The 24,741-nt window shown below is 72.2% G+C and carries 23 protein-coding genes; 6 read left to right on the top strand and 17 right to left on the bottom strand.

Annotated features, from left to right (window positions below; genetic code table 11):
* Positions 1 to 88: 88 nt before the first annotated feature.
* The 3 genes from GGR24_RS10550 to GGR24_RS10560 form a co-directional block, all read right to left on the bottom strand.
* Entirely contained in the window at positions 89 to 1,990 is a 1,902-nt protein-coding gene (locus GGR24_RS10550; protein ID WP_246398315.1) for a peptidoglycan L,D-endopeptidase MepK, read from the bottom strand.
* A 243-nt stretch (positions 1,991 to 2,233) separates the two neighbouring features.
* Positions 2,234 to 4,198 carry a L,D-transpeptidase family protein gene (locus GGR24_RS10555; RefSeq protein WP_183395321.1) on the bottom strand — a complete coding sequence of 655 codons (1,965 nt, stop codon included), beginning with the start codon at positions 4,196 to 4,198 and terminating at the stop codon, positions 2,234 to 2,236.
* 77 nt (positions 4,199 to 4,275) lie between these two features.
* Complete coding sequence (locus GGR24_RS10560) at positions 4,276 to 5,766, bottom strand: sigma-54-dependent transcriptional regulator (RefSeq protein ID WP_183395322.1); 1,491 nt, start codon at positions 5,764 to 5,766, stop codon at positions 4,276 to 4,278.
* Positions 5,767 to 5,947: 181 nt separating this feature from the next.
* Here GGR24_RS10560 and GGR24_RS10565 point away from each other — a divergent pair, with 181 nt between their 5' ends.
* Both GGR24_RS10565 and GGR24_RS10570 read left to right on the top strand, forming a co-directional pair.
* Entirely contained in the window at positions 5,948 to 7,735 is a 1,788-nt protein-coding gene (locus tag GGR24_RS10565) for a M3 family oligoendopeptidase (RefSeq protein WP_183395323.1), read from the top strand.
* Positions 7,736 to 7,878: 143 nt separating this feature from the next.
* Positions 7,879 to 8,829, top strand: coding sequence for a hypothetical protein (locus GGR24_RS10570; RefSeq protein ID WP_183395324.1), 951 nt, complete (start codon positions 7,879 to 7,881; stop codon positions 8,827 to 8,829).
* A gap of 76 nt (positions 8,830 to 8,905) precedes the next feature.
* On the opposite strand, the gene GGR24_RS10575 is transcribed toward GGR24_RS10570, so the two are convergent.
* The 8 genes from GGR24_RS10575 to GGR24_RS10610 all read right to left on the bottom strand — a co-directional run bounded on the left by GGR24_RS10575 (position 8,906) and on the right by GGR24_RS10610 (position 16,480).
* Positions 8,906 to 9,388, bottom strand: a complete 483-nt coding sequence (locus GGR24_RS10575) for a F0F1 ATP synthase subunit B family protein (protein WP_183395325.1) — start codon at positions 9,386 to 9,388, stop codon at positions 8,906 to 8,908.
* Positions 9,389 to 9,399: 11 nt separating this feature from the next.
* Positions 9,400 to 10,011 carry a F0F1 ATP synthase subunit B family protein gene (locus GGR24_RS10580; RefSeq protein WP_183395326.1) on the bottom strand — a complete coding sequence of 204 codons (612 nt, stop codon included), beginning with the start codon at positions 10,009 to 10,011 and terminating at the stop codon, positions 9,400 to 9,402.
* Positions 10,012 to 10,071: 60 nt separating this feature from the next.
* Entirely contained in the window at positions 10,072 to 10,299 is a 228-nt protein-coding gene (locus tag GGR24_RS10585) for a F0F1 ATP synthase subunit C (protein ID WP_183395327.1), read from the bottom strand.
* A 54-nt stretch (positions 10,300 to 10,353) separates the two neighbouring features.
* Positions 10,354 to 11,100, bottom strand: a complete 747-nt coding sequence (locus GGR24_RS10590; protein ID WP_183395328.1) for a F0F1 ATP synthase subunit A — start codon at positions 11,098 to 11,100, stop codon at positions 10,354 to 10,356.
* Positions 11,101 to 11,169: 69 nt separating this feature from the next.
* A complete protein-coding gene (locus GGR24_RS10595) occupies positions 11,170 to 11,529 on the bottom strand; it encodes an AtpZ/AtpI family protein (RefSeq protein WP_183395329.1) in 360 nt (119 codons plus the stop codon).
* 179 nt (positions 11,530 to 11,708) lie between these two features.
* Positions 11,709 to 15,146, bottom strand: a complete 3,438-nt coding sequence (locus GGR24_RS10600) for a chromosome segregation SMC family protein (protein WP_183395330.1) — start codon at positions 15,144 to 15,146, stop codon at positions 11,709 to 11,711.
* A 42-nt stretch (positions 15,147 to 15,188) separates the two neighbouring features.
* Positions 15,189 to 15,854: a thioredoxin domain-containing protein gene (locus tag GGR24_RS10605; RefSeq protein ID WP_183395331.1), complete on the bottom strand. Its 666-nt coding sequence runs from the start codon at positions 15,852 to 15,854 to the stop codon at positions 15,189 to 15,191.
* 119 nt (positions 15,855 to 15,973) lie between these two features.
* Positions 15,974 to 16,480, bottom strand: coding sequence for a DUF721 domain-containing protein (locus GGR24_RS10610; RefSeq protein ID WP_183395332.1), 507 nt, complete (start codon positions 16,478 to 16,480; stop codon positions 15,974 to 15,976).
* A gap of 69 nt (positions 16,481 to 16,549) precedes the next feature.
* On the opposite strand from GGR24_RS10610, the gene mutY reads away from it, so the two are divergent.
* Together mutY and GGR24_RS10620 are read left to right on the top strand one after the other, a co-directional pair.
* The gene (gene mutY / locus GGR24_RS10615; protein WP_183395333.1) at positions 16,550 to 17,632 is read left to right on the top strand and encodes an A/G-specific adenine glycosylase; all 1,083 of its coding nucleotides are present in this window, start codon (positions 16,550 to 16,552) and stop codon (positions 17,630 to 17,632) included.
* Between the two features lie 2 nt (positions 17,633 to 17,634).
* Positions 17,635 to 18,816: an MFS transporter gene (locus tag GGR24_RS10620; protein WP_183395334.1), complete on the top strand. Its 1,182-nt coding sequence runs from the start codon at positions 17,635 to 17,637 to the stop codon at positions 18,814 to 18,816.
* Here the strand turns inward: GGR24_RS10620 and GGR24_RS10625 are convergent.
* From GGR24_RS10625 to GGR24_RS10640, 4 genes are all read right to left on the bottom strand, one after another.
* Positions 18,785 to 19,918, bottom strand: coding sequence for a site-specific DNA-methyltransferase (locus tag GGR24_RS10625; protein WP_183395335.1), 1,134 nt, complete (start codon positions 19,916 to 19,918; stop codon positions 18,785 to 18,787). The genes GGR24_RS10620 and GGR24_RS10625 overlap by 32 nt on opposite strands.
* An 88-nt stretch (positions 19,919 to 20,006) precedes the next feature.
* Positions 20,007 to 20,663: a ribonuclease HII gene (rnhB, locus tag GGR24_RS10630; RefSeq protein ID WP_183395336.1), complete on the bottom strand. Its 657-nt coding sequence runs from the start codon at positions 20,661 to 20,663 to the stop codon at positions 20,007 to 20,009.
* Between the two features lie 69 nt (positions 20,664 to 20,732).
* Positions 20,733 to 21,164, bottom strand: coding sequence for a VOC family protein (locus GGR24_RS10635; protein WP_183395337.1), 432 nt, complete (start codon positions 21,162 to 21,164; stop codon positions 20,733 to 20,735).
* 76 nt (positions 21,165 to 21,240) lie between these two features.
* Positions 21,241 to 22,368 carry a PA0069 family radical SAM protein gene (locus GGR24_RS10640; RefSeq protein ID WP_183395338.1) on the bottom strand — a complete coding sequence of 376 codons (1,128 nt, stop codon included), beginning with the start codon at positions 22,366 to 22,368 and terminating at the stop codon, positions 21,241 to 21,243.
* Positions 22,369 to 22,491: 123 nt separating this feature from the next.
* On the opposite strand from GGR24_RS10640, the gene GGR24_RS10645 reads away from it, so the two are divergent.
* A complete protein-coding gene (locus GGR24_RS10645; RefSeq protein ID WP_183395339.1) occupies positions 22,492 to 23,175 on the top strand; it encodes a glycosyltransferase in 684 nt (227 codons plus the stop codon).
* Between the two features lie 194 nt (positions 23,176 to 23,369).
* A complete protein-coding gene (rpsU, locus tag GGR24_RS10650; RefSeq protein WP_183395340.1) occupies positions 23,370 to 23,648 on the top strand; it encodes a 30S ribosomal protein S21 in 279 nt (92 codons plus the stop codon).
* Positions 23,649 to 23,651: 3 nt separating this feature from the next.
* Here rpsU and GGR24_RS10655 read toward each other — a convergent pair whose 3' ends face one another.
* Together GGR24_RS10655 and moaB are read right to left on the bottom strand one after the other, a co-directional pair.
* Entirely contained in the window at positions 23,652 to 24,038 is a 387-nt protein-coding gene (locus GGR24_RS10655; RefSeq protein ID WP_210286151.1) for a barstar family protein, read from the bottom strand.
* A gap of 13 nt (positions 24,039 to 24,051) precedes the next feature.
* Positions 24,052 to 24,612, bottom strand: a complete 561-nt coding sequence (moaB, locus tag GGR24_RS10660; RefSeq protein WP_183395341.1) for a molybdenum cofactor biosynthesis protein B — start codon at positions 24,610 to 24,612, stop codon at positions 24,052 to 24,054.
* Positions 24,613 to 24,741: the final 129 nt, after the last annotated feature.

Here is a 24,741-nt window from a genome sequence, read left to right on the forward strand (position 1 = left end):
TTCAAGCGGCGGATTGTCCCGCGCCGACAGGCCATAAAAAAAGCCCCGGCCGGAGCCGGGGCTTTTTTCGATCTCGCGTCTTCGGACGTCAGCCGTGAGAGCTCGCCTGGGCGTAGCCGCCGGTCGGCAGGAAGGACTGCGTCCTGAGCAGCATCACGGAGGAGCCGGCGAAGCGGTCGGTGTGCGCGCCGTGCGTCGGGTCGGAGCCGAAGCCGCCGACGAGCGCGGCGCTCGGCGCGACCATCAGCGTCGCCACATGGGCCTGGTCCGGATGGGTCATCGCCGGCAGGCGCTCGACCTTCACCGGGATGACCGCCACCCGCAAAGAGGCGGCGTCCATGCGGGCGGTGACCATGGCTTCCGCGCTCAGCGTGGCGCGCCGGCGCTGCGGCGCGGTGGCGGCCGCATAGACCGCCGCGGGCGTCGCGTAAGGCGACAGGACGCGGACGTTCGGGTCGGTCGGCGCGGTCGCGGTGACCTCCGTGTGCGGCGCGACGGCCGCGCGGGTCGTGGCCGCGCCGCCGGCGTCGGGCGAGGCGTAGGCCAGCGTCATCTCGCCGTCAGACGAAGGCTTGTTGCCCGTGAACGCATCCGGAAGCCGCGGGAACGTGCCCGCCTCGGCCTGGTAGGCGCTCGCGACCTGCGGGTTGATCTCGCGCGGCCGGCGTTCGCCGGACGGGCCCGGCGTCGGCAGAGCGGCGAGCACCGCCACGGCGCTCTCCGTGGTCGGCCGCGGCCGCGGCGTCGGGATGGAGGAGGCGAGCGCAAGAGCCGGGGAGGCGGCCTGAACCGAGCCGCGCTCCGCGCCCTTCGGGCCTTCGCGCCAGGCCATGTTGGGGCCGTCGTCGGCGGACGGCGTCTCAGCCGACGCAAGCTGGTAGTTCGGCGCCGGAACCGGGACCGGCTTGGCGGCCACCACGGTGGGGGCCACCGGCGGAAGCGGTATCGAGGCGGTCGCGATCTGGACGTCGCGGCGGGCCGGGGCGATCGGCGGCACCGGAACCGTGGCCGGGGCGGCCGAGGCGACCGCGATTTCCGGCTGCGTGCGGACGAGGTCGGCCGGACGGGCCGGCGGAACCGGCACGCGAACCGTCGCGACCTTGACCGAGCGAACGGCGGTCTCGTCGTCGGAGGACGAAGCGGCGGGCCTGGCGGGCGCGGCCGAAGCGACCGCCGTCGGCGTCGCCTCCGTCTCGTCGCCCTCGTCGCCGCCGCCGAACAGCCGCGCGAAGAAGCTCTTGCCGCCGCCGCCCGAGGCGCTGGAGGCGTAGGCGGTGTCGACCGAAACCGAGCCGCGCGACTTCAGCTCGGCCATCGCGAGCTGGTAGCCGGGCAGCGGCTTTCCGTCAGCCGGCACATGAACGGTCTTGCCGTTCGGGAACAGCTTGACGAGCTGGGTGCGGGTCATGCGCGGCCAGGCGCGCACCGAGCCGGCGTCGAGATGCACGAAGGGCCGGCCGGAGGTGGGATAGAAGCCGACGCCGCCGGCCTGGAGCCGCATGCCGGCCTCGCGGACGGAGGACACCGGCACGCCCGTGATGTAGAAATCCATCGCCCGGCCGAGCATGTGCTGGCTGAACTTGGCGACGCCGCGGCTGTTGGCGCGCAGATAGGCGTTGGTCTCGGGGCTGCGATACGCAGAGACGATGTTGATCATCGCGCCGCGGCCGACCTGCCGGTGGACTTCCCAGACAATGTCGAACAGCCGCGGCTCCATCCGCGTCTGCTTGTTATTCCGCCAGTCGCGCAGGAAGTAACTTAGCTTCTTCAGGCCGTCCGCGTCGTAGCGGCCGTTCCTCTTGAACGTCACCGTGACGGAGTCGCCGCGATGCGTGTGATAGAGCGTCAGGGTCCGCGTGTCGCCATTGGCGACAGCGTCCTGGGTCGCCTCCGAGCCCAGCAGCAGCGCGAGGGCTCCGAGGAGGACGGCTCCGGCGCGGCGCGAAGAAAAGCGCCAGCGCGGACGTCGCGACGAATGGTTGTCCAGCAATGATCCGTCCTGACCTGAGAGATCGCCCGGGTCTCGCCAGCGCGACGCGCCGACGAGCCGATTGATCAACAAAGTCTCAGCGGAGGTGGTTAATGTACGGTGACTGACCGCGCAGAAAGCTACCCCCGAACCCCCCGAACAGTGACTTGGTAGCCTCGCCTTTTGGCAAAAGCCAGTCCGAAATCTGCCGGGGGATGCAAAAAGGAGATAGCGTTCTCCTTTTCGCCATATTTGGACGGGGCGTCAGTACCGCGAATCACCGAACAGTCTGGACAGCCAGTTGGGCGCGCTGGGCCGGGTCTGGGGCGGCGGAACGGCCGCCGCCGCCTGGGCTTCGGGCGCGGGCTTCGGCTTGGCGCGCACGATCTTCGGCAGCGCCGGGGGCGCCGCCGGCCGCGGGCGCGACAGCTGCTCGCCGCGGAGCGCAGCCGCCATGCGTCCGTCGAGATCGTAGACGTCCTTGCGCCGCTCCAGCGTCCCGTCGCCGTTCACCCACGCGGTGAAATAGGCGAGATGCACCGGCACCGGCTCGGCGATCGGCAGGCCGCGTTCCTTTCCGCCGATCATCGCCTTCAGCCTGTCGCCCGAAAGACCCTGGTCGCCTGACAGCGCGTCGGCGAACTCCAGCGGCTTGTCGACCCGGACGCAGCCATGGCTCAGCGCGCGGTAGTCGTTGCCGAACAGCTTGCGGCTCGACGTGTCGTGCAGATAGACGGCGAACCGGTTCTGGAACTGGAACTTGATGTGGCCGAGCGCGTTGCGCTCGCCGGGCGGCTGGCGGATGCGCAGCTTGTGCGCCTTGACGTCGGCCCAGTTGACCTCCGACGGCGGCACCACGCGGCCCTTCCTGTCGACCACCTCGAAGCCGCGCAGCGATCCCTGCGAGAGCTCGGCCAGCGCGATCGAGACCGGGACGTTCCAGTACGGGTTGACGACGATGTTGTTGATCGCGCTCGTCAGCACCGGCGTCTGGTTGCTCGGCTTGCCGATGATCACCCGCGTCTCGTAGGTGTCCTGCCCGTCCTTGACGACGCGCAGCCGGTAGGCCGGCAGGTCCACGAAGACGTGCCGGGCGCCGAGGTCGCGCGGCATCCAGCGCCAGCGCTCCATGTTGATCGCGATGAGCTCGGACTCGTCCCGGCGCTCCACCCCGCCATTGAGCGCGCCGATCGTCTGCCGGCCGACCACGCCCGAGGACTCGATCTTCTTGTCGAGCTGGAAGTTGACCACGGCGGCCGCGAGCGCGTCGTCATACAGGTAGTCGTCATCCGCGCCCGCGAGACCGAGGCGCTTGCGCAGCGCCGGCACCCGCGGGTCCTCGTCGCCCGGGCGCAGCAGCTTGCCGAACGGGATCTCGGGCCGGTCGGCCTTCTCGGCCTGGGTCGCGCGCGCCTCCCTGAGCAGCTTGCGCAGCGCCTGGAACTGCGGCAGCGGCGGATTGAAGGCGTCGAGCGTGGCGGCGACGTCGCCGCTCGTCTCGATCGAGGCGAGGGCCGCGCCGGCGTCGAACGGGTCCGGGCGGACCGCGACGTCGCGGCTGATCAGGTTCGGATCGACGCGCCCGCCCCAGGCGGCGCGAGCGTAGCCGAGCGCCGCGGCCGAAAGCTCGAGCTCGGCGCGGGCGATGTCCTGCGGCTCGTCCGAGAGCGGAGCCGTGGGCAGGCGGAAGGAGCGGGCGTCGAGCCCGTCGTCGGTCGCGGCGGCGATGCGCGCCCTGGCGGCGTCAGCCTTCGCGGTGAGGCGGCCGTCCTCGAACCAGATCGGCTCGCCCTGGCGCGCCTCGTAGAACGCCTTGAGCGCCGCGCGGTCGGCGTCGGCGAGCTTCAGGCGCGCCCCGGGCCCCTGCTCGGCGGCGAGCTGGACGATTGCGGCCGGCAGCGGGGCGAGCGCGGGGGCCGTGGCCTCCACCGGCTGGGGCGTTCCTGCAGGCGCCGCCGGGGACGCCGCGGGCGCGGGCGCCGCGGGCTGGGCGGCCGGCTCCTCCGGCGGCAGCGCGACATTGGTCGCCGGCGCCTCGGCGTCGATGGAGCCCGTGGGTCGGGAATCCAGCTCCGGCGCGGTCAGCGCGTCGAGCGTGGCGGCGGCGTCGGTCTCGGCGCGCGAGGTTCCGGCGGCGAGGGCCGCGAGGGCGACCCCGAGCATCAGGGCCGCGCCGGCGCGCCGCACAGGCCCAAGCCCAGCCGTGTGCGCGATGGCAATCTCGATCATAGGCTCAGTCCCTGCGTGAGGCACGACGATGCGGTCGGCGGCTCTGCTGTTCAACTACGTTCGCGGGCGCGAAAGGTTCACGCGACGGCTTCGCCGTTCTTCGTGTCCCGGTCGCCACATTCCTCGTCGAGGCCGAGCTCCTTGATGCGTCGGTAGAGCGTCGAACGCCCGATCCCGAGCCTGCGCGCGACCTCGGTCATCTGTCCGCCGAGATGCCGGATGGCGTATCGGATCGCGTCGGCCTCGAGCGCCTCCAGCGGCCGCAGCCGCCCGTCCGCCGCGAACAGCGGCAGCGCCGGCGTGTCGAGCGTGCGCACGAGCTCGGGCTCGGCGAGGTCGCGCGCCAGCGAAGGCCGGGGCGCTTCCTCGAGCTCCTCGGGCTCCTCGCCCAGCGCCGCCGCGATCTGCGGGAAGTCGATGGGGCGCAGCTCGGTGTCCTCGGCCAGCACGACCGCGCGGAACACCGCGTTCTCGAGCTCGCGGACGTTGCCGGGCCACGCGTAGCGCTCCAGCAGCGCGAGGGCGGATGGCGAGAAGCCGGAGACCGCGCGGTTCTCCTCGGCCGCGAAGCGGGCGAGGAAGCGCCGCGCGAGGTCCCGGAGGTCGGCGCGGCGGGCGCGCAGCGGCGGCACCTTCACCGGAAACACGCTGAGGCGGTAATACAGGTCCTCGCGGAACGACCCCTCGCGCACCCGTTGGAACAGGTCGCGATTGGTCGCCGAGATCACCCTGAGATCGACCTTCACGGGGCGCTTGGAGCCGACCGGGTCGACCTCTCCCTCCTGCAGCGCGCGCAGCAGCTTGACCTGTGCGTCGGCCGGCAGTTCGCCGATCTCGTCCAGGAACAGCGTGCCGCCGTCGGCCTCGACGAATTTTCCGACATGGCGCTCCGTCGCGCCCGTGAAGGCGCCGCGCTCATGCCCGAACAGGATCGACTCCACGAGGTTCTGGGGAATCGCGCCGCAGTTCACGGCCACGAACGGCTTTCCGGCGCGCTCGCCGGCGCCCGCGATGGCGCGGGCGAACAGCTCCTTGCCGACGCCGGACTCGCCTTCGATCAGCACCGGGATCGCCGAGGCGGCGGCGCGCTCCCCGAGGCGGACGGCGTCCGCCATGGCGGGCGCGCGGGTCGGCAGATCCCGCAAGGTGAGGGTGCCGGCGTCCCGCTTGCCGATGCGGCGGATCTCGCCCTGCAGCGCGTCGGTCCTGAGCGCATTGCGAATCGAGACCTGCAGGCGCTCCGGGCCGACCGGCTTGACCACGAAGTCGACCGCGCCGGCCCGCATCGCGCCGACCACCGCCTCGATCGAGCCGTTCGCCGTCTGGACGATGGTGGGCACGCTGAGGCCGAGTTCGCGCATGCGCGCCATGACGCCGAGACCGTCGAGCTCAGGCATGGCGAGGTCGAGGAACATCAGGTCATAGGCCGCGCCTTCGGCGGTCAGCGCCTCGATGGCGGCGAGCCCGTCTTCGGCGGTGCGGGCCTCATGCCCGAATCTCCGGAGTTGAGCTTCCAACAGACGCCGCTGCACCGGATCGTCGTCGACAATGAGGATTACGGCGGTCATCCACGGCCTTCCGGCGGCGTTGCGGGGGGCGCAAGCCGCGCCAGCATGATCCGGCTGCAGTAAATGGGCGCTTAAGTGGATCGCGCGAAGCCGCTTGGTTGATCGCGCCCGGAGGCGTTGCGATATCTGCCCAACCCTTCCCGCCGCCGCGATCCCGCGCCGGCCAATCGTGAGCCGCCCATTGTCCGACGCCGCCGCAGCTCTCGGGTCCCTGCCCGAATGGAACCTCGCCGATCTCTATTCCGGCCTGGACGCGCCCGAACTCGCGGCCGACCTCGCCCGCGCCGACGCTGACGCGCGCGCCTTCGAGACCAAGCACAAGGGCGCGCTCGCGGGCCTCGCGGCCTCCGGCGGGCTGATCGACGCGATCAAGGAGTACGAGGCGCTCGACGACCTGACCGGGCGGATCGCCTCCTATGCGAGCCTCGTCTATTCGGAGAACACCGCGGACCCGAAGGGCGCGAAGTTCTACGGCGACGTGCAGGAGAAGCTGACCGACGTCTGGTCGCACCTGCTGTTCTTCACGCTCGAGCTCAACCGCCTCGACGACGGCCTGCTCGAGGAGGCGATGTCGGAGCCGCGGCTGGCGCATTACCGGCCCTTCATCGAGGACGTCCGCAAGGAGCGGCCGCATCAGCTCGAGGATCGGGTCGAGCAGCTGTTCCACGAGAAGTCCGTCACCGGCCGGGGCGCCTGGAACCGGCTGTTCGACGAGACCATGGCGGCGCTGCGCTTCGAGATCGACGGCGAGATCCTGACGCTCGAGCCGACGCTCAACCTGCTGCAGGACTCCGACGGCGCGGTCCGCGAGAAGGCCGCCAAGGCGCTGTCCAAGACCTTCAGGGCCAATCTCCGCACCTTCACGCTGATCACCAACGTGCTCGCCAAGGACAAGGAGATCTCGGACCGCTGGCGGCATTTCGAGGACGTCGCCGACAGCCGGCATCTCGCCAACCGGGTCGAGCGCGAGGTCGTCGACGCGCTGGTGTCGGCCGTCCAGGACGCCTATCCGCGCCTGTCGCACCGCTATTACAAGCTGAAGGCCAGGTGGTTCGGCATGGACGCGCTGAACTACTGGGACCGCAACGCGCCCCTGCCCACCGTGCCGAGCCGCGTGATCCCGTGGGACGAGGCGCAGAAGACGGTGCTGGACGCCTATGGCGGCTTCGCGCCGCGCATGGCCGACATCGCGCGCCGCTTCTTCGACGAGCGCTGGATCGACGCGCCGAGCCGCCCCGGCAAGGCGCCGGGCGCCTTCGCGCATCCGACCGTGCCGTCAGCGCATCCTTACGTGCTGCTGAACTATCTCGGCCGCCCGCGGGACGTGATGACGCTCGCCCATGAGCTCGGCCACGGCGTGCACCAGGTGCTGGCCGCCCCCAACGGCGCGCTGATGGCCCCGACGCCGCTGACGCTCGCCGAGACCGCCTCGGTGTTCGGCGAGATGCTGACCTTCCGGGCCCTGCTCAAGCAGACCACCGACCCGCTTCAGCGCAAGGCGATGCTCGCCGGCAAGGTCGAGGACATGCTGAACACGGTCGTGCGCCAGATCGCGTTCTACACCTTCGAGCGGAAGGTCCATGAGGAGCGCCGGAAGGGCGAACTCACCGCCGAGCGGCTGAACGAGATCTGGATGGAGGTGCAGGCCGAGAGCCTCGGGCCGTCGATCCGGCTCGGCGAGGGCTATGAGGTGTTCTGGACCTACATCCCGCACTTCATCCATTCGCCGTTCTACGTCTACGCCTATGCGTTCGGGGACTGCCTCGTGAACTCGCTCTACGCGGTCTACGAGAACGCCTCGGACGGTTTCGCCGAGCGCTATTTCGCGCTGCTGTCGGCGGGCGGCACCAAGCATCATTCCGAGCTGCTCGCGCCCTTCGGGCTCGACGCCCGCGACCCGGCGTTCTGGCAGACCGGGCTCGGCCTGATCGAGCGCATGATCGGAGAACTCGAGGCCCTGGAGGGCTGAAGCCCGCCTCCGGCGGCCCGCGACAAACCTCTGGCGCCGCGCATGTCGGCGCTTGACTGCGGCCTTTCCGCAATTCAGCCTGATTCGTTCACGAAGAATGAATGGGGGCATGCGGGGGCAGGCAAGCATCGCGGGTTCGTCACATGATTGATCTCTATCAGACGGGCGGAACGCTCGCGCTCGTCGCAGGTCTCGCGGCTTCCGGCGGCGCCGTCGCGCAGGAGGCCGTGGACGCCGCGGCGTCCCCCGAGGCCGAGAAGCAGCAGGCGGTCGCGCTGGTCTCCGACGGCGTGCAGGTCAAGGCCGACGCCGATCCCTCCTGTCCCAAGATCTCCGTCGCGCCCCAGGCCGGCACGTTCCCGCCGCGCGACGACGCCTACAAGGCCACGCTGCAGGGCCTCGCGCGCGACTGCGCCAATCTGGGCGCGGAGACGATTCTCAAGGTCGCCGTGATCGGCGAGGGCGAGCGCGATTCGAAGAACGGGCCGAGCTGGTTCAACGCGCCGCTCAAGGTCTCGGTCAAGGACGCCGAGGGCCGCCCGGTCGAGACGCGCAAGATCAGGCTCAAGGTGAAGCTGCCGACCGGGATCCAGAGGGTCTCGTTCAACCACGTCGAGAGCGACGTCTCGCTGCCGCCGCCGCCGCCGGGCGGGTATCGCGACTGGATGGTGGTGGTGGGCTTCGATCCCGCCGGCCAGCCCGCCAAGAAGGAAGCCTCGAAGGCGGTGCGCAAGGCCGCGGTGAAGCGCGCGGTCAGGACGGCCCGCGCCGCCCCGCCGCCGCCGCCGCTTCCGCCCAGCGCCGGGGTCGGCACCGCCGGCGCCGCGCCGGTCCCGGCCGTGACCACGCGCGCCGCGCCGAGCGGCGACACCAACTTCACGCGGCTCGCCAGGGCCGCGGCGGAGCGCAAGGCGCAGGCGCGGACCCAGGCCCAGGCTCAGGCTCAGGCGGCGCAGCGGCAGCCGGCGCCGCAGGGGCCGAAGGCGGCCGTCGCCCAGCCGAGGCGTCAGGCCGCCGCGGCGCAGCCGGCGCCGGCTGCCCGCCAGCAGGTCGCCGCCAGGCCGACGCCGGTGCGGACCGCCCAGTCGAACTGAGCGGCCTCGGGCTTGAGCTCCGGGCATGAAAAAGCCGCCCGGAGGCGGCTTGATCAGAAGGTCGTTTCGATCCGCGTCAGTTGAGCTTCGTGCGAAGCTCGCTGACGCCGCGGTCGAACAGCTCGTCCGACAGGGGGCCCTTGGCCTGGCCGGCCAGCACGCGCTCGGCCGCCGACACCGCCGCCTCGGCCGCGGCGGCGCGAACCTCCGCGACGGCCTGGCTCTCCGCCAGAGCGATCTTCTGCTCCGCGGCCCGGGTCCGGCGGGCGACGAAGTCCTCCGCCTTCGCCTTCGCGTCGGCGGCGTAGAACTCGGCGTCCTTGCGGGCGTTGGCGACGATCGCCTCGGCCTCGCGCTCGGCCTCCTCGCGCTTGCGCTTGTAGTCCGACAGCAGGCGCTGGGCCTCCTCGCGGAGCGCCCGCGCCTCGTCGAGCTCGGCCTTGATCTTGGCCGAGCGGGCGTCGAGCGCGCCGAGGATCTTGGCCGGCGCGCCGACATAGACCAGCAGGCCGATGAAGATCAGGAAGGCGACTAGGACCCAGAGTTCTGCGCTGCCCATGATGATCTCCGTCAGGCTGCGAGCGAGGCGTCGACCGCCTGCTCGATCTCGGGCTGCGCAGGCGCCTTGCCGGTGAGCCGCTCGACGATCGCCGCGCCGGCCTCGACCGCGATGCCGCGAACGTTGGACAGCGCCGCCGCCTTGCTCTCGGCGATCTGCCGGTCGGCGTCGGCGAGCTTCGCGTTCAGCTCGGCCTCGAGCTGCTGGCGCTTCTCCTCGGCGTCCCGGGCGATCCGCTCATGCATCTCGCCGGCGATGCGGCCGGCTTCCGCGCGGGCGGAGGCGAGCGCCTTCTCGTAGGACTCGATCGCGGCGTCAGTCTCGTTCTTCAGCCGGTTGGCCTCGGCGAGATCGGACGCGATGCGATCGGCGCGGCCCTCCAGGATGTTGCTGACGCGCGGCAGCGCGATCGACTTCATCAGCCACAGCAGCAGCCCGAAGAAGATCGCGAGCCACAGCAACTGGCCCGGGAAGGTGTTGGCGTCGAAGGGCGGGAACGCCGGGTCGTGCCCTGCGGCATGGGAGCCCGCCGTTTCCGTCCCGGCGAAAGTCGGTGTCGCCCCGTCGTGCGTCTGCTGGGCGAGCACGATCGTGTGGCCGCTTTGGCCCACGGTCTCGGTCATCGCGGTCTCCATAGGCTCGCGCGGGGCGTCGATCGCCCCGCGTCAAGCGTGTTCAGCTGATCAGACGGCGAACAGCAGGAGGAGCGCGACGAGCAGCGAGAAGATGCCGAGCGCTTCCGTCACCGCGAAGCCGAAGATCAGGCGGGCGAACTGGCCGTCGGCGGCCGACGGGTTGCGCAGCGCGCCGGCGAGGTAGCTGGAGAAGATGTTCGCGACGCCGACGGCGGCGCCGCCCATGCCGAGGGTGGCGAGACCGGCGCCGATGTACTTGGCGGCTTCAGCTTCCATGACGAGAACTCCGATGGGGAAGGTGGGTTTCTGGGCGAGGGCGCAGCGGGCCGATCAGTGGCCGGGGTGCAGCGCGTCGTTCAGGTACATGCAGGCGAGCAGCGTGAAGACGTAGGCCTGCAGGAAGGCGACGAGGAACTCGAGCGCGGTGATGCCGACCGCGAGCGCCAGCGGCAGCACGCCGATGGCGAGGCCGAGCGCTCCGAGGCTGCCCGAGAGCATGGTGACGAAGCCGGCGAACACCTTCAGCGTGATGTGGCCCGCCAGCATGTTGGCGAACAGACGGACGCTGAGGCTGATCGGCCGCGACAGGAAGGAGATCACCTCGATCACCACCACCAGCGGCAGGATCACGAGCGGCACGCCGTGCGGCACGAACAGCTTGAGGAAGGCCAGCCCGTGCTTGGCGAAGCCGTAGCCGATCACCGTCAGGATCACCGCCAGCGCCAGCGCGAAGGTGACGATCAGCTGGCTCGCGACCGTGAACGTGTAGGGGATCATCCCGATCAGGTTCGAGATCAGGATGAACATGAACAGCGAGTAGACGAACGGGAAGAACCGCATGCCGTCGCGGCCGGACGTCTGGTGGATCGTCGTCGCGACGAACTCGTAGGAAAGCTCGGCGAGCGACTGCAGACGGCCGGGAACCAGCGTGCGCGCGGAGGTGCCGAGAAGCAGGAAGCCGGTGATCGCGGCGACCGTCAGGCCCATATACAGGGCGGAATTGGTGAAGGCGAAGGTCCCGTCCCCGATGAGGGGGACGATCTGGAACTGGTGGATCGGATCACTCGCGCCGGCCATCGTCCCTTTGCCCTGTCCCGGCGCTGTCGCGCCGCCTCGTCGTAAGCCCGCCGAAAGCGGGACGCCTCGTCAGTCGACGCGCGGTCCGGGCGTCATGCCCGCCGCGCGCATCACGTTCAACACGCCGGCGACGAAGCCGAGCAGCAGGAACACGATCAGTCCCCAGGGCGAGATGCCCAGGAACTGGTCGAAGCCCCAGCCGATCAGGCCGCCGGCCACAACCCCGGCGACGAACTCCGAGCTGAGCCGGAGCGCGTTCGCCACGCCGGCGCCCATGGACGCGCTGCGCCCCGCGGCATCGGCCTCGGCCTTCGTGTCGGTCTCGGAGCGCTGCTTCAGCTGCCTGTCGAGCCGATCGAGTCGGCTTGCCAGGTCGCCTTCGCCGGCGGGATCTGGTTGACCCGGTTTTCCGTCAGAGCTTTGCGTCATCACGCGGCAGCCTCGCCGGACACCCGGAGCGGCCGACCCCCCCGAAAACCGCCGGCACCCTATTTTTTCGTCCTAACCCTGTCAAGGTTCCGCCGCAAAGATGTAAATCACTGATTCACAAAAGAAATCAGCTTCTGAGCCGGCGTTCTTCCCAAGGCTTCGTCTTCACCTCGGCGCGACTACACGGCCTCGGCGAGTTCGGCCGCCGTCTGCAGATCGACGGACACGAGCTGGCTGACGCCGCGCTCCGCCATGGTGACGCCGAGCAGGCGGTCCATCCGCGCCATGGTGAGGGGATTGTGGGTGACGACCAGGAACCGTGTGGTCGTCGCCCGCGACATCTCTTCGAGCAGGCCGCAGAATCGGTCGACATTGGCGTCGTCGAGCGGCGCGTCGACCTCGTCGAGCACGCAGACCGGGGCGGGATTCGTCAGGAAGACCGCGAACACCAGCGCGAGCGCCGTCAGCGCCTGTTCGCCGCCCGACAGCAGCGAGAGCGTCTGAGGCTTCTTGCCCGGCGGCCGCGCGATCACCTCGAGCCCGGCCTCCAGCGGATCGTCCGATTCGACCAGTTCGAGCTGCGCCTCGCCGCCCTCGAACAGCTTGGTGAACAGCTCGCGGAAATGCGCGTCGACCCGCTCGAAGGCGGCGAGCAGGCGGGTGCGCCCCTCCTGGTTCAGCGAACGGACCGCGGCCCGCAGGCGCGCGATCGCCTCGGTCAGATCCGCCTGTTCGGCCGACAGGGTCTGGTGGCTCGCCTCGGCCTCCGCGAGGTCCTCCTCGGCGCGCAGATTGACCGGCCCGAGGCGCTCGCGCGCCGCGGTGGCGCGGGAGAGGCGCTCGTCGGCGGACTGCACGGTTTCGCGTGGCGCGGCCGCGAGGCTCTCGGCGAGCTCGCCCGGCGTCAGACCGCGCGCCTCCATGATTCGCGCAGCGGCGGCGGCCTGCTTCTCCCGCGCGGCCTCGAGCTTCGCGCCGGCGCGTGCGGTCGCCTCGCGCGCTTCCGAGAGCCGGTCGAGCGCCGCGCGGGCCGCACGGTCCGCCTCTCGATGCGCCGTCTCGGCCGCCGCGAGCGCGTCGCCCGCAGCCTTCGCGCGCGCCTCCGCCTCCTGCAGCGCGGCGCGCAGCCTGACGCGGGCTTCGGCGATCTCGTCCGGCCGGCTCTCCAGCCCGGCCCGCTCGGTTGCGGTCTCGCTCCTGCGGGCCGCCAGCGCCGCGAGCCGGTCGGCCGCGCCTGCGCTGCGGCTCGTCCAGGAGGCGAGCTCCGCCTCGAGCTCCTTGCGGCGCGACTCGCGACGGCGCTGCTCGGCGGCCTGCGCCTCGACGGCGGCGCGCGCCCGCGCCGCCTCCCGGCGCGCCTCGTCGACCGCGGCCCTGAGCCCGGCGAGGTCGTCCGCGCCTCCTCCGGCGGGCAGCGCGGCGAGCGCCTCGCCGGCCGCGCGGGCCGCCTCGCGCGCCTCCGCGAGCTGCGCCGCCACGCGGGCGCCGGCCTCCTCGACCGCCGATCGGCGCGCCGCGACCTTGCCGGCGGCGCGCTCGGCCGCCGCGTGCGCCTCGCGGGCGGCGTCGGCGGCCGAACGCGCGGCCTTGGCGGCCTCCCGGGCGGAGCGCTCGAAATTCGCCGCCATGCCGGCCCGGCGCCGCGCCTCGTCGGCCTCGGCGCGCAGCCGCTCGGCCTCGGCCCGGGCGGCCTCCGCGATGCGCTCGACCTCGCCGAGGCGGTTCTTCTCCTGGAGCCGGCGCGCGGCCGGCGTCGGGGCTTCGGCCGCCAGCGTCAGCCCGTCCCAGCGCCACAGATCGCCTTCACGGCTGACGAGCCGCTGGCCCGCCGCGAGCCGCGGCTGGAGCCGGGCGCCGTCCGCGCGCGCGACGACGCCGACCTGCGCGAGCGCGCGGGCGAGCTCCGCCGGCGCCGCGACATGCCCGGCGAGCGGCTCGACGCCTTCCGGCAGGGCGGGGTCGCCTTCCGCCGGCAGCGCCCGCCACCGCGCCGGGGCGGCGGCGTCGATGGAGGCTTCGAGATCGTCGCCGAGCGCCGCCCCGAGGGCGGCCTCGTAGCCGGGCGAGACCGTAAGCAGGTCGACGACCGGCGCGAAGGCGCGCGCCGAATCGGCGGCGAGCAGTTTGCGCAGCGTGCGCGCCTCGGTCTGGGCGCGGTCGGCGCGGCCGGCCGCCTGCGCCGCGGGTCCACGAGCGGCGCTTTCCTGCGCGCGCGCCGACGCGTGCGCGGCCTCCGCGGCCTCGACCGATTTCTCGGCCTCGACCATCCGGGCCTTCGCGGCTTCGGCGCGGGCGGCGAGCTCGCCGACGTCGCCCTCCCGTCCGGCCTCGGCGGCGAGGCGCTGCTTCTCCTGCTCGAGCTCGGCGGCTTCGCGCGACAGGTTGGCGGCGCGCCGCTCGGCCTCGTCGCGCCGGCGCTCGGCGTCGCGACGTTCGGCGGCGCGTCTCGCCGCCGCCTCGGTCGCGGCCGACAGCGCGGCCTCCGCCTCCGCGACCCTGCGTTCGGCCTGCGCCAGCGCCGCGCGGCCTTCGGCCTCGTCCTCGACCGAGGTCTGGCGCCCGAGCTCGCGCAGCCCCTGCTCGGCGCGCGCCAGGGATGCGGCGGCGTCGGCGGCGAGCGCCTCCTCGCGGGCGAGATCGCCCTCGATCTGGGTGAGCCGCGCGGCGAGCTCCGCGAGGCGGGCGCGGGCGCGGGCCTCCTCGCCTTCGAGCTGGCCGGCCTCCTGCGTCAGACGGCGGAGCGCCGCCTCGGCCTCGGCTGCGGCGGTCCGGGCGGGCGCCAGCGCATGCGCCGCGACGCCTTCGGCGCGCGCCGCCTCGCCCTGCGCGCGCATCGCCTCGGCGACGAGCGCGGTCGCGGCGCCCTCCGCGGCCTCCGCCTCGGCGGCCCCGGCCGCGGCCTGCTCGTGGCGGAGCAGCAGCGACATGGCCTCGGCGGCCAGAATCTCCTCGGTCAGCTGCCGGTAGCGCTGGGCCCCGCGGGCCTGACGCCGCAGCGTCTCGGCGCGCGACGACAGCTGGCCCAGCACGTCCTCGACGCGCGACAGGTTCTGCTCGGCGGCCTCGAGCCTGCCCTCGGCCTCGCGGCGGCGGGCGTGGAGGCCCGAGACGCCGGCGGCCTCCTCGAGGATGCGCCGGCGCTGCTCGGGCCGCGCATTGATGATCTCGCCGACGCGGCCCTGTCCGACGAGCGCGGGCGAGCGGGCGCCCGACGAGGCGTCGGCGAACAGCAGCTGCACGTCGCGGGCGCGCGCCTCGCGGCCGTTGATCCGGTAGGTCGAGCCGAGGCCGCGCGAGATCTTGCGGCTGACCTCGATCTCCGCCGCCTGGTTGAACGGCTCCGGCGCGAGCCGGGCGGAATTGTCGAGGGTGAGGATGACTTCGGCGTGGTTGCGCGCCGGCCGGCCGCCGCTGCCGGCGAAGATCACGTCCTCCATGCCGGAGCCGCGCAGGGATTTGAACGAGCTTTCGCCCATCACCCAGCGCAGCGCTTCGAGCAGGTTGGACTTGCCGCAGCCGTTCGGGCCGACGACGCCGGTCAGCCCCGGCTCGATCGGCGCCTCGGTCGCGTCCACGAAGGTCTTGAAGCCCGCGAGGCGCAGCCGCGTGAAGTTCATGACCCGCGCGCTCCGCTGCGCGCGTCAGTCAGACCGGCCCGATCAGGCCTTGTCGAGAAGCGGCTGAAGGATCTTGTCCAGGTCGGCAATCTCGATCGCCCCGCGATAGACCTTGCCGTTGATGAAGAAGGTGGGGGTCGAGTTCACCCCGAACTTCTCGACGCCGCGCTGACGCACCGCATTCACACCGTCGAGCAGCTCCTGATTCGTCAAGCAGGCCTGGAAGCTCTCCTGTGTGAAACCGAGCTGCTTCGAGAGGTTCTGCAGGGCTTCGACCGGCTTCTCCGCATAGGCCCACTGGCGCTGCTCGCGGAACATCAGCTCGACGACGGGGAAGAATTTGTCGTCCCCGGCGCAGCGGGCGAGCATGAAGCCGGCGGCGGCGAGCGGGTCGAGCGGGAACTCGCGGAGGATGAAGCGCACCTTGCCGGTGTCGATGTATTTCTCCTTCAGCGCCGGATAGGTGTTGGCCGCGAAATGCGCGCAGTGGCCGCAGGTCAGCGAGGCGTATTCGATGATCGTGACCGGCGCGTCGGCCTTGCCTTCCGACTTGTCGCCGAGCGGGCCGGCGACGAGAAGCTCCTGCTGGTCGGCCTCCTGCGCGGCCGCCTGAGAGAGGAAGCCGAAGCGCGGCGCAAGCGACAGCGCTGCGAAGCCTGCGGCCGCAAGGGCGGCGGTCTCGAGAAGGCGGCGTCGGGTCAGCGTCACGGGCGGATCCTTTATGGGCCACTTTGCGTGGTCTGGACGATCTGCGCGCAAAGTCGCGGCAAGCTCAACTATTCGCAAGGAGAATGTGGCGGCAGCAAGAAACTGCGCCGCGCGGGCCGCTAGCGCCCGCGGCTGCGCGCCCTGGCGAGCGCGGCCATTCCGAGCCGGTCGAGCGCGGCCGCGAGGCCCTCCTCCTCGACCCGGGCGGTGGCGGAGCGCACGCGCGCGGCCTCGGCCTCGGTCGGCGGGGGCGGCGGCGCGGGCGGCCGGTGCGGCTTGCGGAACGGCGCGGCGGACCCCTGCCGGAGCTTCACCGAACCGACGCAGGCCCAGCCGAGATGCGCGTTGACGCGCTCCAGGATCTCCGGGACGCGGTGCTGGATCTCGAGCGCGAACGCGCCCTCGACCCTGAGATGCAGCGTGGACTGCGCAGGCGCGGCGTCCGGCCCCTGCGGGCGCGGGGCCGCGAGCTTGAGCGGCGTCGCGCGCGCCGCGATGTCCGGCCCGGCGATCGTCGCCCAGCGCGCCATGATCTCCGCGCCCGCAAAGCCCTGCTTGGCGGCGGCGGGCCCGAGCGCCTGCGGCAGCAGATCGGCGAGCAGCTTGGCGCGGGACGGCTTGAGCATGGCGCGAGGGCGCTCGATAAGGCTTGTCGCGGATCGACCTCCGACCGCGTGCTCCCCAGAGACTACAGTTTGGCCGTCGCCGCAGAAACCCGTCCCGATCCCGCCGCGCTGCTCGCCTGGTACGATCGCCATCGCCGGCGGCTGCCCTGGCGGGCCGAGCCCGGCGAGCGCGCCGACCCGTACCGGGTCTGGCTGTCGGAGATCATGCTCCAGCAGACCACCGTGAAGGCCGCCGGGCCCTATTTCCTGCGCTTCCTGGAGCGGTTTCCGGATGTCGGGTCGCTCGCCGCCGCGCCGCTCGCCGACGCGCTGCGGCTCTGGGCGGGCCTCGGCTACTATTCGCGCGCGCGCAACCTGCACGCCTGCGCGCAGGCGGTGGCGGCGCGCCACGGCGGGCGTTTCCCGGCTTGCGAAGCCGAACTGCTCGCTCTGCCGGGGGTCGGCCCCTACACGGCGGCCGCGATCGCCGCGATCGCTTTCGACCTGCCTGCGATCGTGGTCGACGGCAATGTCGAGCGGGTGGTGACGCGGCTGTTCGCGCTCGAGACGCCGCTGCCGGCGGCCAAGCCGGAGATCAGGCGGCTCGCCGGCCTCATCGCCCCGGAGGCGAGGCCGGGCGATTTCGCGCAGGCCATGATGGACCTCGGCGCCACCATCTGCACGCCGCGCCGTCCGGCGTGCGCGCTGTGTCCCTGGAGCGAGCCCTGCGCGGCGCGTCGCGCCGGCACGCAGGAGACCTTTCCGCGAAAGGCGCCGAAGGCCGAGCGGCCGACCCGGCGCGGCGTCGCCTTCTGGGTCGAGCGGCCGGACGGCGCGGCGCTGCTGCGCAGCCGCGCCCCGAAGGGCCTGCTCGGCGGCATGACCGAAACGCCGACCGGCCGCTGGGCCGCCGACGTCGACCTGACGCTGCCCGTCTCGGCGCTCGCCGCCGAGGCGCCGCTGGCGGCCGAGTGGCGGCGCACGCCCGGGCTCGTCACCCATGTCTTCAGCCATTTCGCGCTGGAGCTCGCGGTGCTGGCCGCCCGGGTGCCGGCCGGCACGCCGGCGCCGGCGGGCGCGCGCTGGGTGGCGGCCGCGGAACTGGCGAACGAGGCGCTGCCTTCGGTGTTCCGCAAGGTGGCGGCGCATGCGGGCGCGGGCCGCAGGAGCTGAACATGAGCGAGCAGGTTCTTCGCGGCGGGCGCGCCGGGGTCGCGCGCGCCCGGTCCGCCGTCACGGCCGTGTTCTTCGTGACGGGCGCCGGGCTCGGGGTCTGGGCCGCCTATATTCCGCTGCTCAAGGCGGGGCTTGCGCTGAACGACGCGGAGCTCGGCCTGGTGCTGCTCGGCATGGGGGTCGGGGCGATCGCCTCCATGCCGCTCGCCGGCTTCCTGGCGCACCGCTTCGGGCCCACGCGGATCACCGCCGTCGCGGCGCCGATCTACGCCGTCGCGCTCGCGCTGCCGCCCTTCGCGCCGTCGCAGCCGCTGCTCGCCGGCTGCGCCTTCCTGATCGGGCTCTCGATCGGCGTCTGCGACATCGCCATGAACGCCCATGCGGGCGCGGTCGAGCGGGCCTATGGCCGGCCGATCATGTCCTCGATCCACGCCTTCTTCAGCATCGGCGGGCTGGTCGGCGGCGCGGGCGCGGCGGGGTTGATCGCGCTCGGCGTCGGCGCGGCCGCCGGCATGCCGCTCGCCGCGCTGCTGCTTGCGGGGGTCGCGGGCGTCGCGGCCTTCGGGCTGGCGCTTCCCGAGCCGGAGGCGTTCGGCGAGGGGCCGGCCTTCCGGCTGCCCAACGCCGCGGTGGTCGGGCTCGGCGCGCTCGCGCTCTGCTCCTTCATCTGCGAAGGCGCGATGATGGAATGGAGCGCGGTGTTCCTGCGCGACGCCGCCGGCGCGCCGCTCGCGGCGGCGGCGAGCGGCTATGCGGCGTTCTCGGCCACCATGACCCTCGGCCGGCTGTTCGGCGACCGGATCCTGGAACGCCTCGGGGCCGCCCTCACGGTGGGAATCTCGGGCGCGATCGCGGCGTTCGCGCTGCTCGTCGTGGTCGTGGCCCCCAACGCCTGGATCGCCTATGGCGGGCTCGCGCTCGCCGGGCTCGGCTTCGCCAATGTGGTGCCGGCGCTGTTTTCCGCCGCCGGCCGCGTGCCGGGCGTCGCCCCGGCCGCGGCGCTGTCGATGATCGCGACCGTGGGCTACGCCGGCGGCCTCGCGGGCCCGCCGGCGATCGGCTTCGTGGCGCACGCCTTCGGGCTGCGCGTCGCCTTCCTCATCCTGGTCGCCGCCGCCGCCATCGTGGCGCTCGGCGCCCGGTCGGCGCTCAGCCCGCCAGCCGGTCCTCGGCGCGGATGATCTCCCGATAGGCGTCGATCGGCGTCAGCCGGCCGGCCTCCGCGACGTGCCAGAAGGTCCAGCCATTGCAGGCCTCGCGGCCTTGCGCCACCGCGCCGATCCGGTGGATCGAACCGATCACCGTGCCGAGCGCGATCGTGCCGTCGGCGCGCACCACCGCCTCGTAGCGGCGGCGCTCGTCGACGAGCCGGGCGCCGGGCGCCACCAGGCCGCGCTCCACCACGGTCGCGAAGGCGACCCGCGCGGCGTCGCGCTTCGCCGGGGCGGCCGTCAGCGCCTCCTCGGCTTCCGGCGTCACGGCCGCGATGCGCGCGTTCGCCGCCGCCGCGTAGTCGCGGTCGCGCTCGACGCCGATGAAGTGGCGCCCGAGCCGCCGCGCCACCGCCCCGGTGGTGCCGGAGCCGAAGAACGGGTCGAGCACCACGTCGCCGGGCTTCGTGGCCGACAGCAGCACCCGGGCGAGCAGCGCCTCCGGCTTCTGCGTCGGATGGACCTTGCGGCCGTCTTCGCCCTTCAGCCGCTCGGCGCCCGAGCAGATCGGGATCAGCCAGTCGGAGCGCGGCTGCAGATCCTCGTTGCCGGCCTTCAGCGCCTCGTAATTGAAGGTGTAGCCCTTGGCGTCGGCGCCGCGCGCCGCCCAGATCAGCGTCTCATGCGCATTGGTGAAGCGCCGGCCGCGGAAGTTCGGCATCGGGTTGGCCTTGCGCCACACCACGTCGTTCAGGATCCAGTAGCCGAGGTCCTGCAGCGCCGAGCCGACGCGGAAGATGTTGTGGTAGCTGCCGATCACCCACAGCGTGCCGGAGGGCTTCAGCACGCGCCGCACCGCGAGCAGCCAGGCCCGGGTGAAGGCGTCATAGGCCGAGAAGCTCTCGAACCGGTCCCAGGAATCCGTGACGGCGTCGACCAGGCTGTCGTCCGGCCGGTGCAGGGCGCCCTGCAGCTGAAGATTATAGGGCGGGTCGGCGAACACCATGTCGACCGAGCCGGCGGGCAGCTTCTCGAGTTCGGCGACGCAGTCGCCGATCAGGATCGTGTCGAGGGGGAGGGCGGAGCCCTCGGGCCGCTCGGCGCGGGCTGCGCCGGTACGCTGGAACGCCATGAAACACCCGCCTGGGTTACGCTGCTGACAGGCGGATTCTCGGTTCGGTAACGTAAAGCCGGGGTTCAGAAACGCGGTGAACGAACCCTTAAGCCGCCAGCAGCGCGGCGATCGGCGCGAAGCCGCGGCGGTGGTGCTGGCAGGGGCCGTGCGTCGTCAGGGCGGCGATGTGCTCGGGCGTGCCGTAGCCCATGTGGCGCTCGAAGCCGTAGACGGGGAAGCATTCGCCGAGGCGGCGCATCATCCGGTCGCGCACCACCTTGGCGACGATCGAGGCGGCGGCGATCGACTGGACCAGCGCGTCGCCGCCGATCACCGGCTCGGCCGCGCAGGCGAGGCCGGGCGGGGCGTCGCGGCCGTCGATCAGCGCGAGGTCCGGCCGCACGGGCAGGCTCGCGACCGCCCGCGACATAGCCCAAAGGGTCGCGCCGCGAATGTTGAGCCGCTCGATCCGGTCGGTCGAGGCGGCCGTGAAGGCGACGTCGGCGGTCGCCATGATCTCGACGAACAGCTCCTCGCGCCGCTCGGCGTTGAGCATCTTGGAATCGGCGAGCCCGGCCGGGATCTTCTTCGGGTTCAGCACCACCGCGGCGGCCACGACCGGTCCGGCGAGCGGCCCGCGGCCGGCTTCGTCGACGCCTGCCACGAGCCGCGCGCCCGCCTTCATGGCGGCGCGCTCGCGCCGGAAGGACGCGATGATTTTCGGCACGGGCGCGGCTTTGGGCGTGGCGGATCTGGCGGTCATGCGGCCGGGGCGACGGGAGCTCTCAGCCCGCGATCATCGCCGATTCGAGCCGTCCTGTCCGCCGCCTGCTCACTTCGGCAGGCGCGCGCGTCCGTCGGCGTCCAGCGGAAAGCCGGGATTGCAGGCGATCTCCCAGAGGTGACCGTCCGGGTCCGCCACATAGCCCACATAGCCGCCCCAGCCGGTCTTCTCCGCCGGCTTCACCAGCCGGCCGCCGGCGGCCACCATCCGGACGATCGCCTTGTCGACCGCCGCGGAGGAGGGGAGGTTCCAGGCGAGCGCCTGCGGGCGGAAGCCCTCGCCCGCCTCGTCCAGGCCGGCGTCGGAGGCGAGCGCCGCGCGGCCATAGAGCGACAGGATCGCGCCGCCGACGTCGAAGAACGACACGTCGTCGGTGCTGGCGGCGGAGCGCTTCAGCCCCAGGGCCTCGTAAAAGGCGGTGGAACGTCCGAGATCCTCGACGCCCAAGGTGACGAGAGACAGACGCAACGGCCCCGGCATGGCTGACCTTTCGAACGGAAGGGGCGCCGAATAGGGCCGCTCATCATGGCGAAATTGCCGAGGCGCCGGCGGCATATCAGAACAGCGACAGCTGCGCGCCGCCGCCTGCGCGCCGTTCCCGCTCGGGCGGCACGAACAGGTCCGTCCTCAGCTTCAGATGCCGGCGATCGAGACCGAGCCGGCGCGCCGCGATCTCGAAGCGGCGCCCGATGGTCCAGGCGACCACGCCTTCGCCCGTCTGGCGCTTGCCGAACGCGGCGTCATAGAGCTTGCCGCCGCGCGTCTCGCGGACGAGCGAGAGGATCCGGCGCATCTTGGCCGGGTGGCGCTCCAGCAGCCATTCGGCGAACAGGTCCTTGATCTCGTGCGGCAGCCTGAGCAGCACGTAGCCGGCCTCCTCCGCGCCCGCCGCCGCGGCGGATTCGAGCAGCCGGTCGATCTCATGATCGTTGAGCGCGGGAATGATGGGCGCGGTCAGAACCGCGACCGGCACGCCGGCCTCCTTCAGCGCCGCCATGGCGGCGAGCCGCCGCGACGGGCTCGACGCGCGCGGCTCCATCTGGCGGGCGAGCGTGGCGTCGAGCGTGGTCAGCGAGATCGCCACCTTGGCGAGGCCCTGCGCGGCCATGCGCGACAGGATGTCGAGGTCGCGCAGCACCAAAGCCGATTTGGTGACGATGCCGACCGGGTGGCGGGTCTCCTCCAGCACCTCGAGGATCTTGCGGGTCAGCCGGTAGGTCTTCTCGATCGGCTGGTAGGGGTCGGTGTTGGTGCCGAGCGCCATGGTGCGCGGCTTGTAGGAGGGCGCGGCCAGCTCGCGCCGCAGCAGCTCCGCGACGTTCGGCTTGGCGGTCAGCCTGGTTTCGAAATCGAGCCCGGGCGACAGGCCGAGATAGGCGTGGCTCGGCCGCGCGAAGCAGTAGATGCAGCCATGCTCGCAGCCGCGATAGGCGTTGATCGAGCGATCGAACCCGATGTCCGGCGAGTCGTTGCGGGTGATCGCGGTGCGCGCCGTCTCGAGCGCGACCTCGGTGCGGAACGGCGGCAGCTCGGCCGCGCTGTCCCAGCCGTCATCCTCCTCGACGCGCTCGAGCGGCTCGAACCGGCCGCTGGCGTTGCTGGCCGCGCCGCGGCCGCGCCGCCGCCGTTCGTCGGGAAGCGAGGGCTCAACGGAGGAAGGGAGGCGGAGCGCGGGATGTGCCATAGCGCGACAGTAAACATCTGTTCGGAACAAATCAAGAACATCGTCCCGTTCCCGACCGGCGGGCCCGCTTTCCGCTCGAATCTCACCGGACACAACGTTTTCGGCGTGCTAGAGATCCCCTTCATGCTCAGCGTGTTGATCCCGACCTGTAACCACGAGCGCGCGCTCGTCCCGACCCTCTCGACGCTCGTCCCGGGGGCGGCGGACGGCCTGGTGCGGGACGTGACGATCGTCGACGGCGGCTCCACGGACGCGACGCCCGAGGTCGCCGACCTCGCCGGCTGCCACTTCGTCCGCGGGGGCGGCCTGAGGGGCGACCGGCTCGACGAGGCCGCTCGCGCCGCCAAGGGTCCCTGGCTGCTGTTTCTCGAGCCCGGCGTCGCGCTCGACGAAGGCTGGCAGCGCGAGGTGCGCTCGCTGCTCGACGCGCTCGAGCGGCAGGGTTCGGCCGATCGGCGGGCGGCGGTCTTCCGCTATGGCCTCGACGGCTTCGGCGGCAAGGTCCGGCTGGCGGAGATGCTCGCCGATGTAGCCGGGCTGCTGACGGGGCTGCCGCGGACCGAGCAGGGCCTGCTGATCCACAAGCGCTTCTATGAAAAGCTCGGCGGCTACCGGCCTCTGCCGGCGATGGAGGACGCCGATCTCATCCGCCGCATCGGCCGGCGGCGGATCGTGGCGCTCCGCGCCCGGGCGCTTGCGCCGACGGGCCAGCCCACAGGGGCGGGCGGGGGCGCCCGGGCGGCGTTGCGCGCGGGATTGCTGATGCTGCGCGTTCCGCCCCATCTGGTGGCGAGACTTTACGGCTGATCGCGGATCAGGACGCCGCCGGGGCCGGTTTTCGCGGGCGTCCAAAAGGTCGTGAGCCTGGCCCAGGTTGCTTTTCCGGCTCAAACGCCTAAATAAGCGGCCGCTCAAGTGAAATAGTCAGCGCCTCCGCGTCCGCCCGCGTGGTCGGGCGCCTGGCGTCGTTCCGATTTCAAATCCTAACGATTGGAGACGTTTTGCTAGTCGTCGTTCGAGAAAACAACGTTGATCAGGCGCTCCGGGCCCTGAAGAGGAAGCTCCAGCGCGAAGGCGTCTTCCGCGAGATGCGCCGCCGTCGCGCCTATGAGAAGCCGTCGGAGCGGAAGAACCGCGAGAAGGGCGAAGCCGTCCGCCGCGCCCGCAAGGCCGCCCGCAAGGCCGCCCAGCGCGAAGGCCTGCTGCCGATGCCGAAGAAGAAGCCGATGCCGGCGCGTCCGGGCCGGCCTGCGGCCGCCGGGACCGGCTCCGCGGGCTGAGCTTCAGCCGGGAAGGAGCCGCGCGATTCGCTCGCGCGCCGCTTCCGGAAACACGACCTCGAGATGACGCGGACCTCCGGCGCTCCACGAGCGCACCGCGTCTCTCAGGATCGACAGGTAGCGCTGCAGATCCTCCTCGGGCAGCCGCGGAAGCGCCTCGTGGACGAGCACGATCGTGCGGTCGCTCATCCAGCTGAAATCGCGCAGCGCCTCGAACAGCGCGTCCCAGTCGGTCGGCGCGTCCTCGGGGAACCAGAGCTCGCCCCGAAAGGCGGCGAACAGCTCCTCCTTGCGCGTCAGGTCCGCAGGCACCCGCCAGTAGAACGATTTGCCGTTGATCCGGCCCGAGAGGTCGGCGGCGTATCTGAAGCCCTGTGCGGAATACCCCACCGGCCTCTCTCCGTCAGGGCGCGGCGCGCAGCTTGCCGCGCTTCAGGTGCTCGTCGAGCCGCGGCAGGATCTCGACGAAGTTGCAGGGCTTGTGCCGGTAGTCGAGCTGCGCCTTGAGCACGCCGTCCCAGGCGTCCCGGCAGGCCCCGGTGGAGCCCGGAAGCACGAACACGAAGGTCTTGCCCGCAACGCCGGCGGTCGCGCGCGACTGCAGGGTCGAGGTGCCGATCGTGCCGTTCGAATAGGCGTGAAACAGGTTCGAGAAGCCGTCCATGCGCTTCTCGAACATCGGCTCGAGCGCGTCGGGGCTCACGTCGCGGCCCGTGAAGCCGGTTCCGCCGGTCGTGAGCACGACGTCGGTGGCCGGGTCCGCCACATAGCCGCCGACCGCGGCGCGCAGCGCCTCACGGTCGTCGCGCACGATGGCGCGGCCCGAGACCCTGTGGCCCGCATCCTCGATGCGCGCCGCGAGCGCGTCGCCGGACTTGTCCTCGGCGGCGCTGCGGGTGTCCGAGACGGTGACGATCGCGATCCCGAGCGGGACGAACGGTCGGCTTTCGTCAATGCGCGACACGGCGTTTTCCTCCCAGCCGGGGTGGCGCTATCATACCTCACGGCTCCACGCGAAGGCGCCTGCGCCCTGCTCGCGGCTTCGTGACCCCGGCGGCTTGCAGCGCCCAGCCGGGGCGACCATTTTTTCCAC

The sequence above is a fragment of the Hansschlegelia beijingensis genome, from assembly GCF_014196425.1.
Classification (GTDB): domain Bacteria; phylum Pseudomonadota; class Alphaproteobacteria; order Rhizobiales; family Methylopilaceae; genus Methylopila; species Methylopila beijingensis.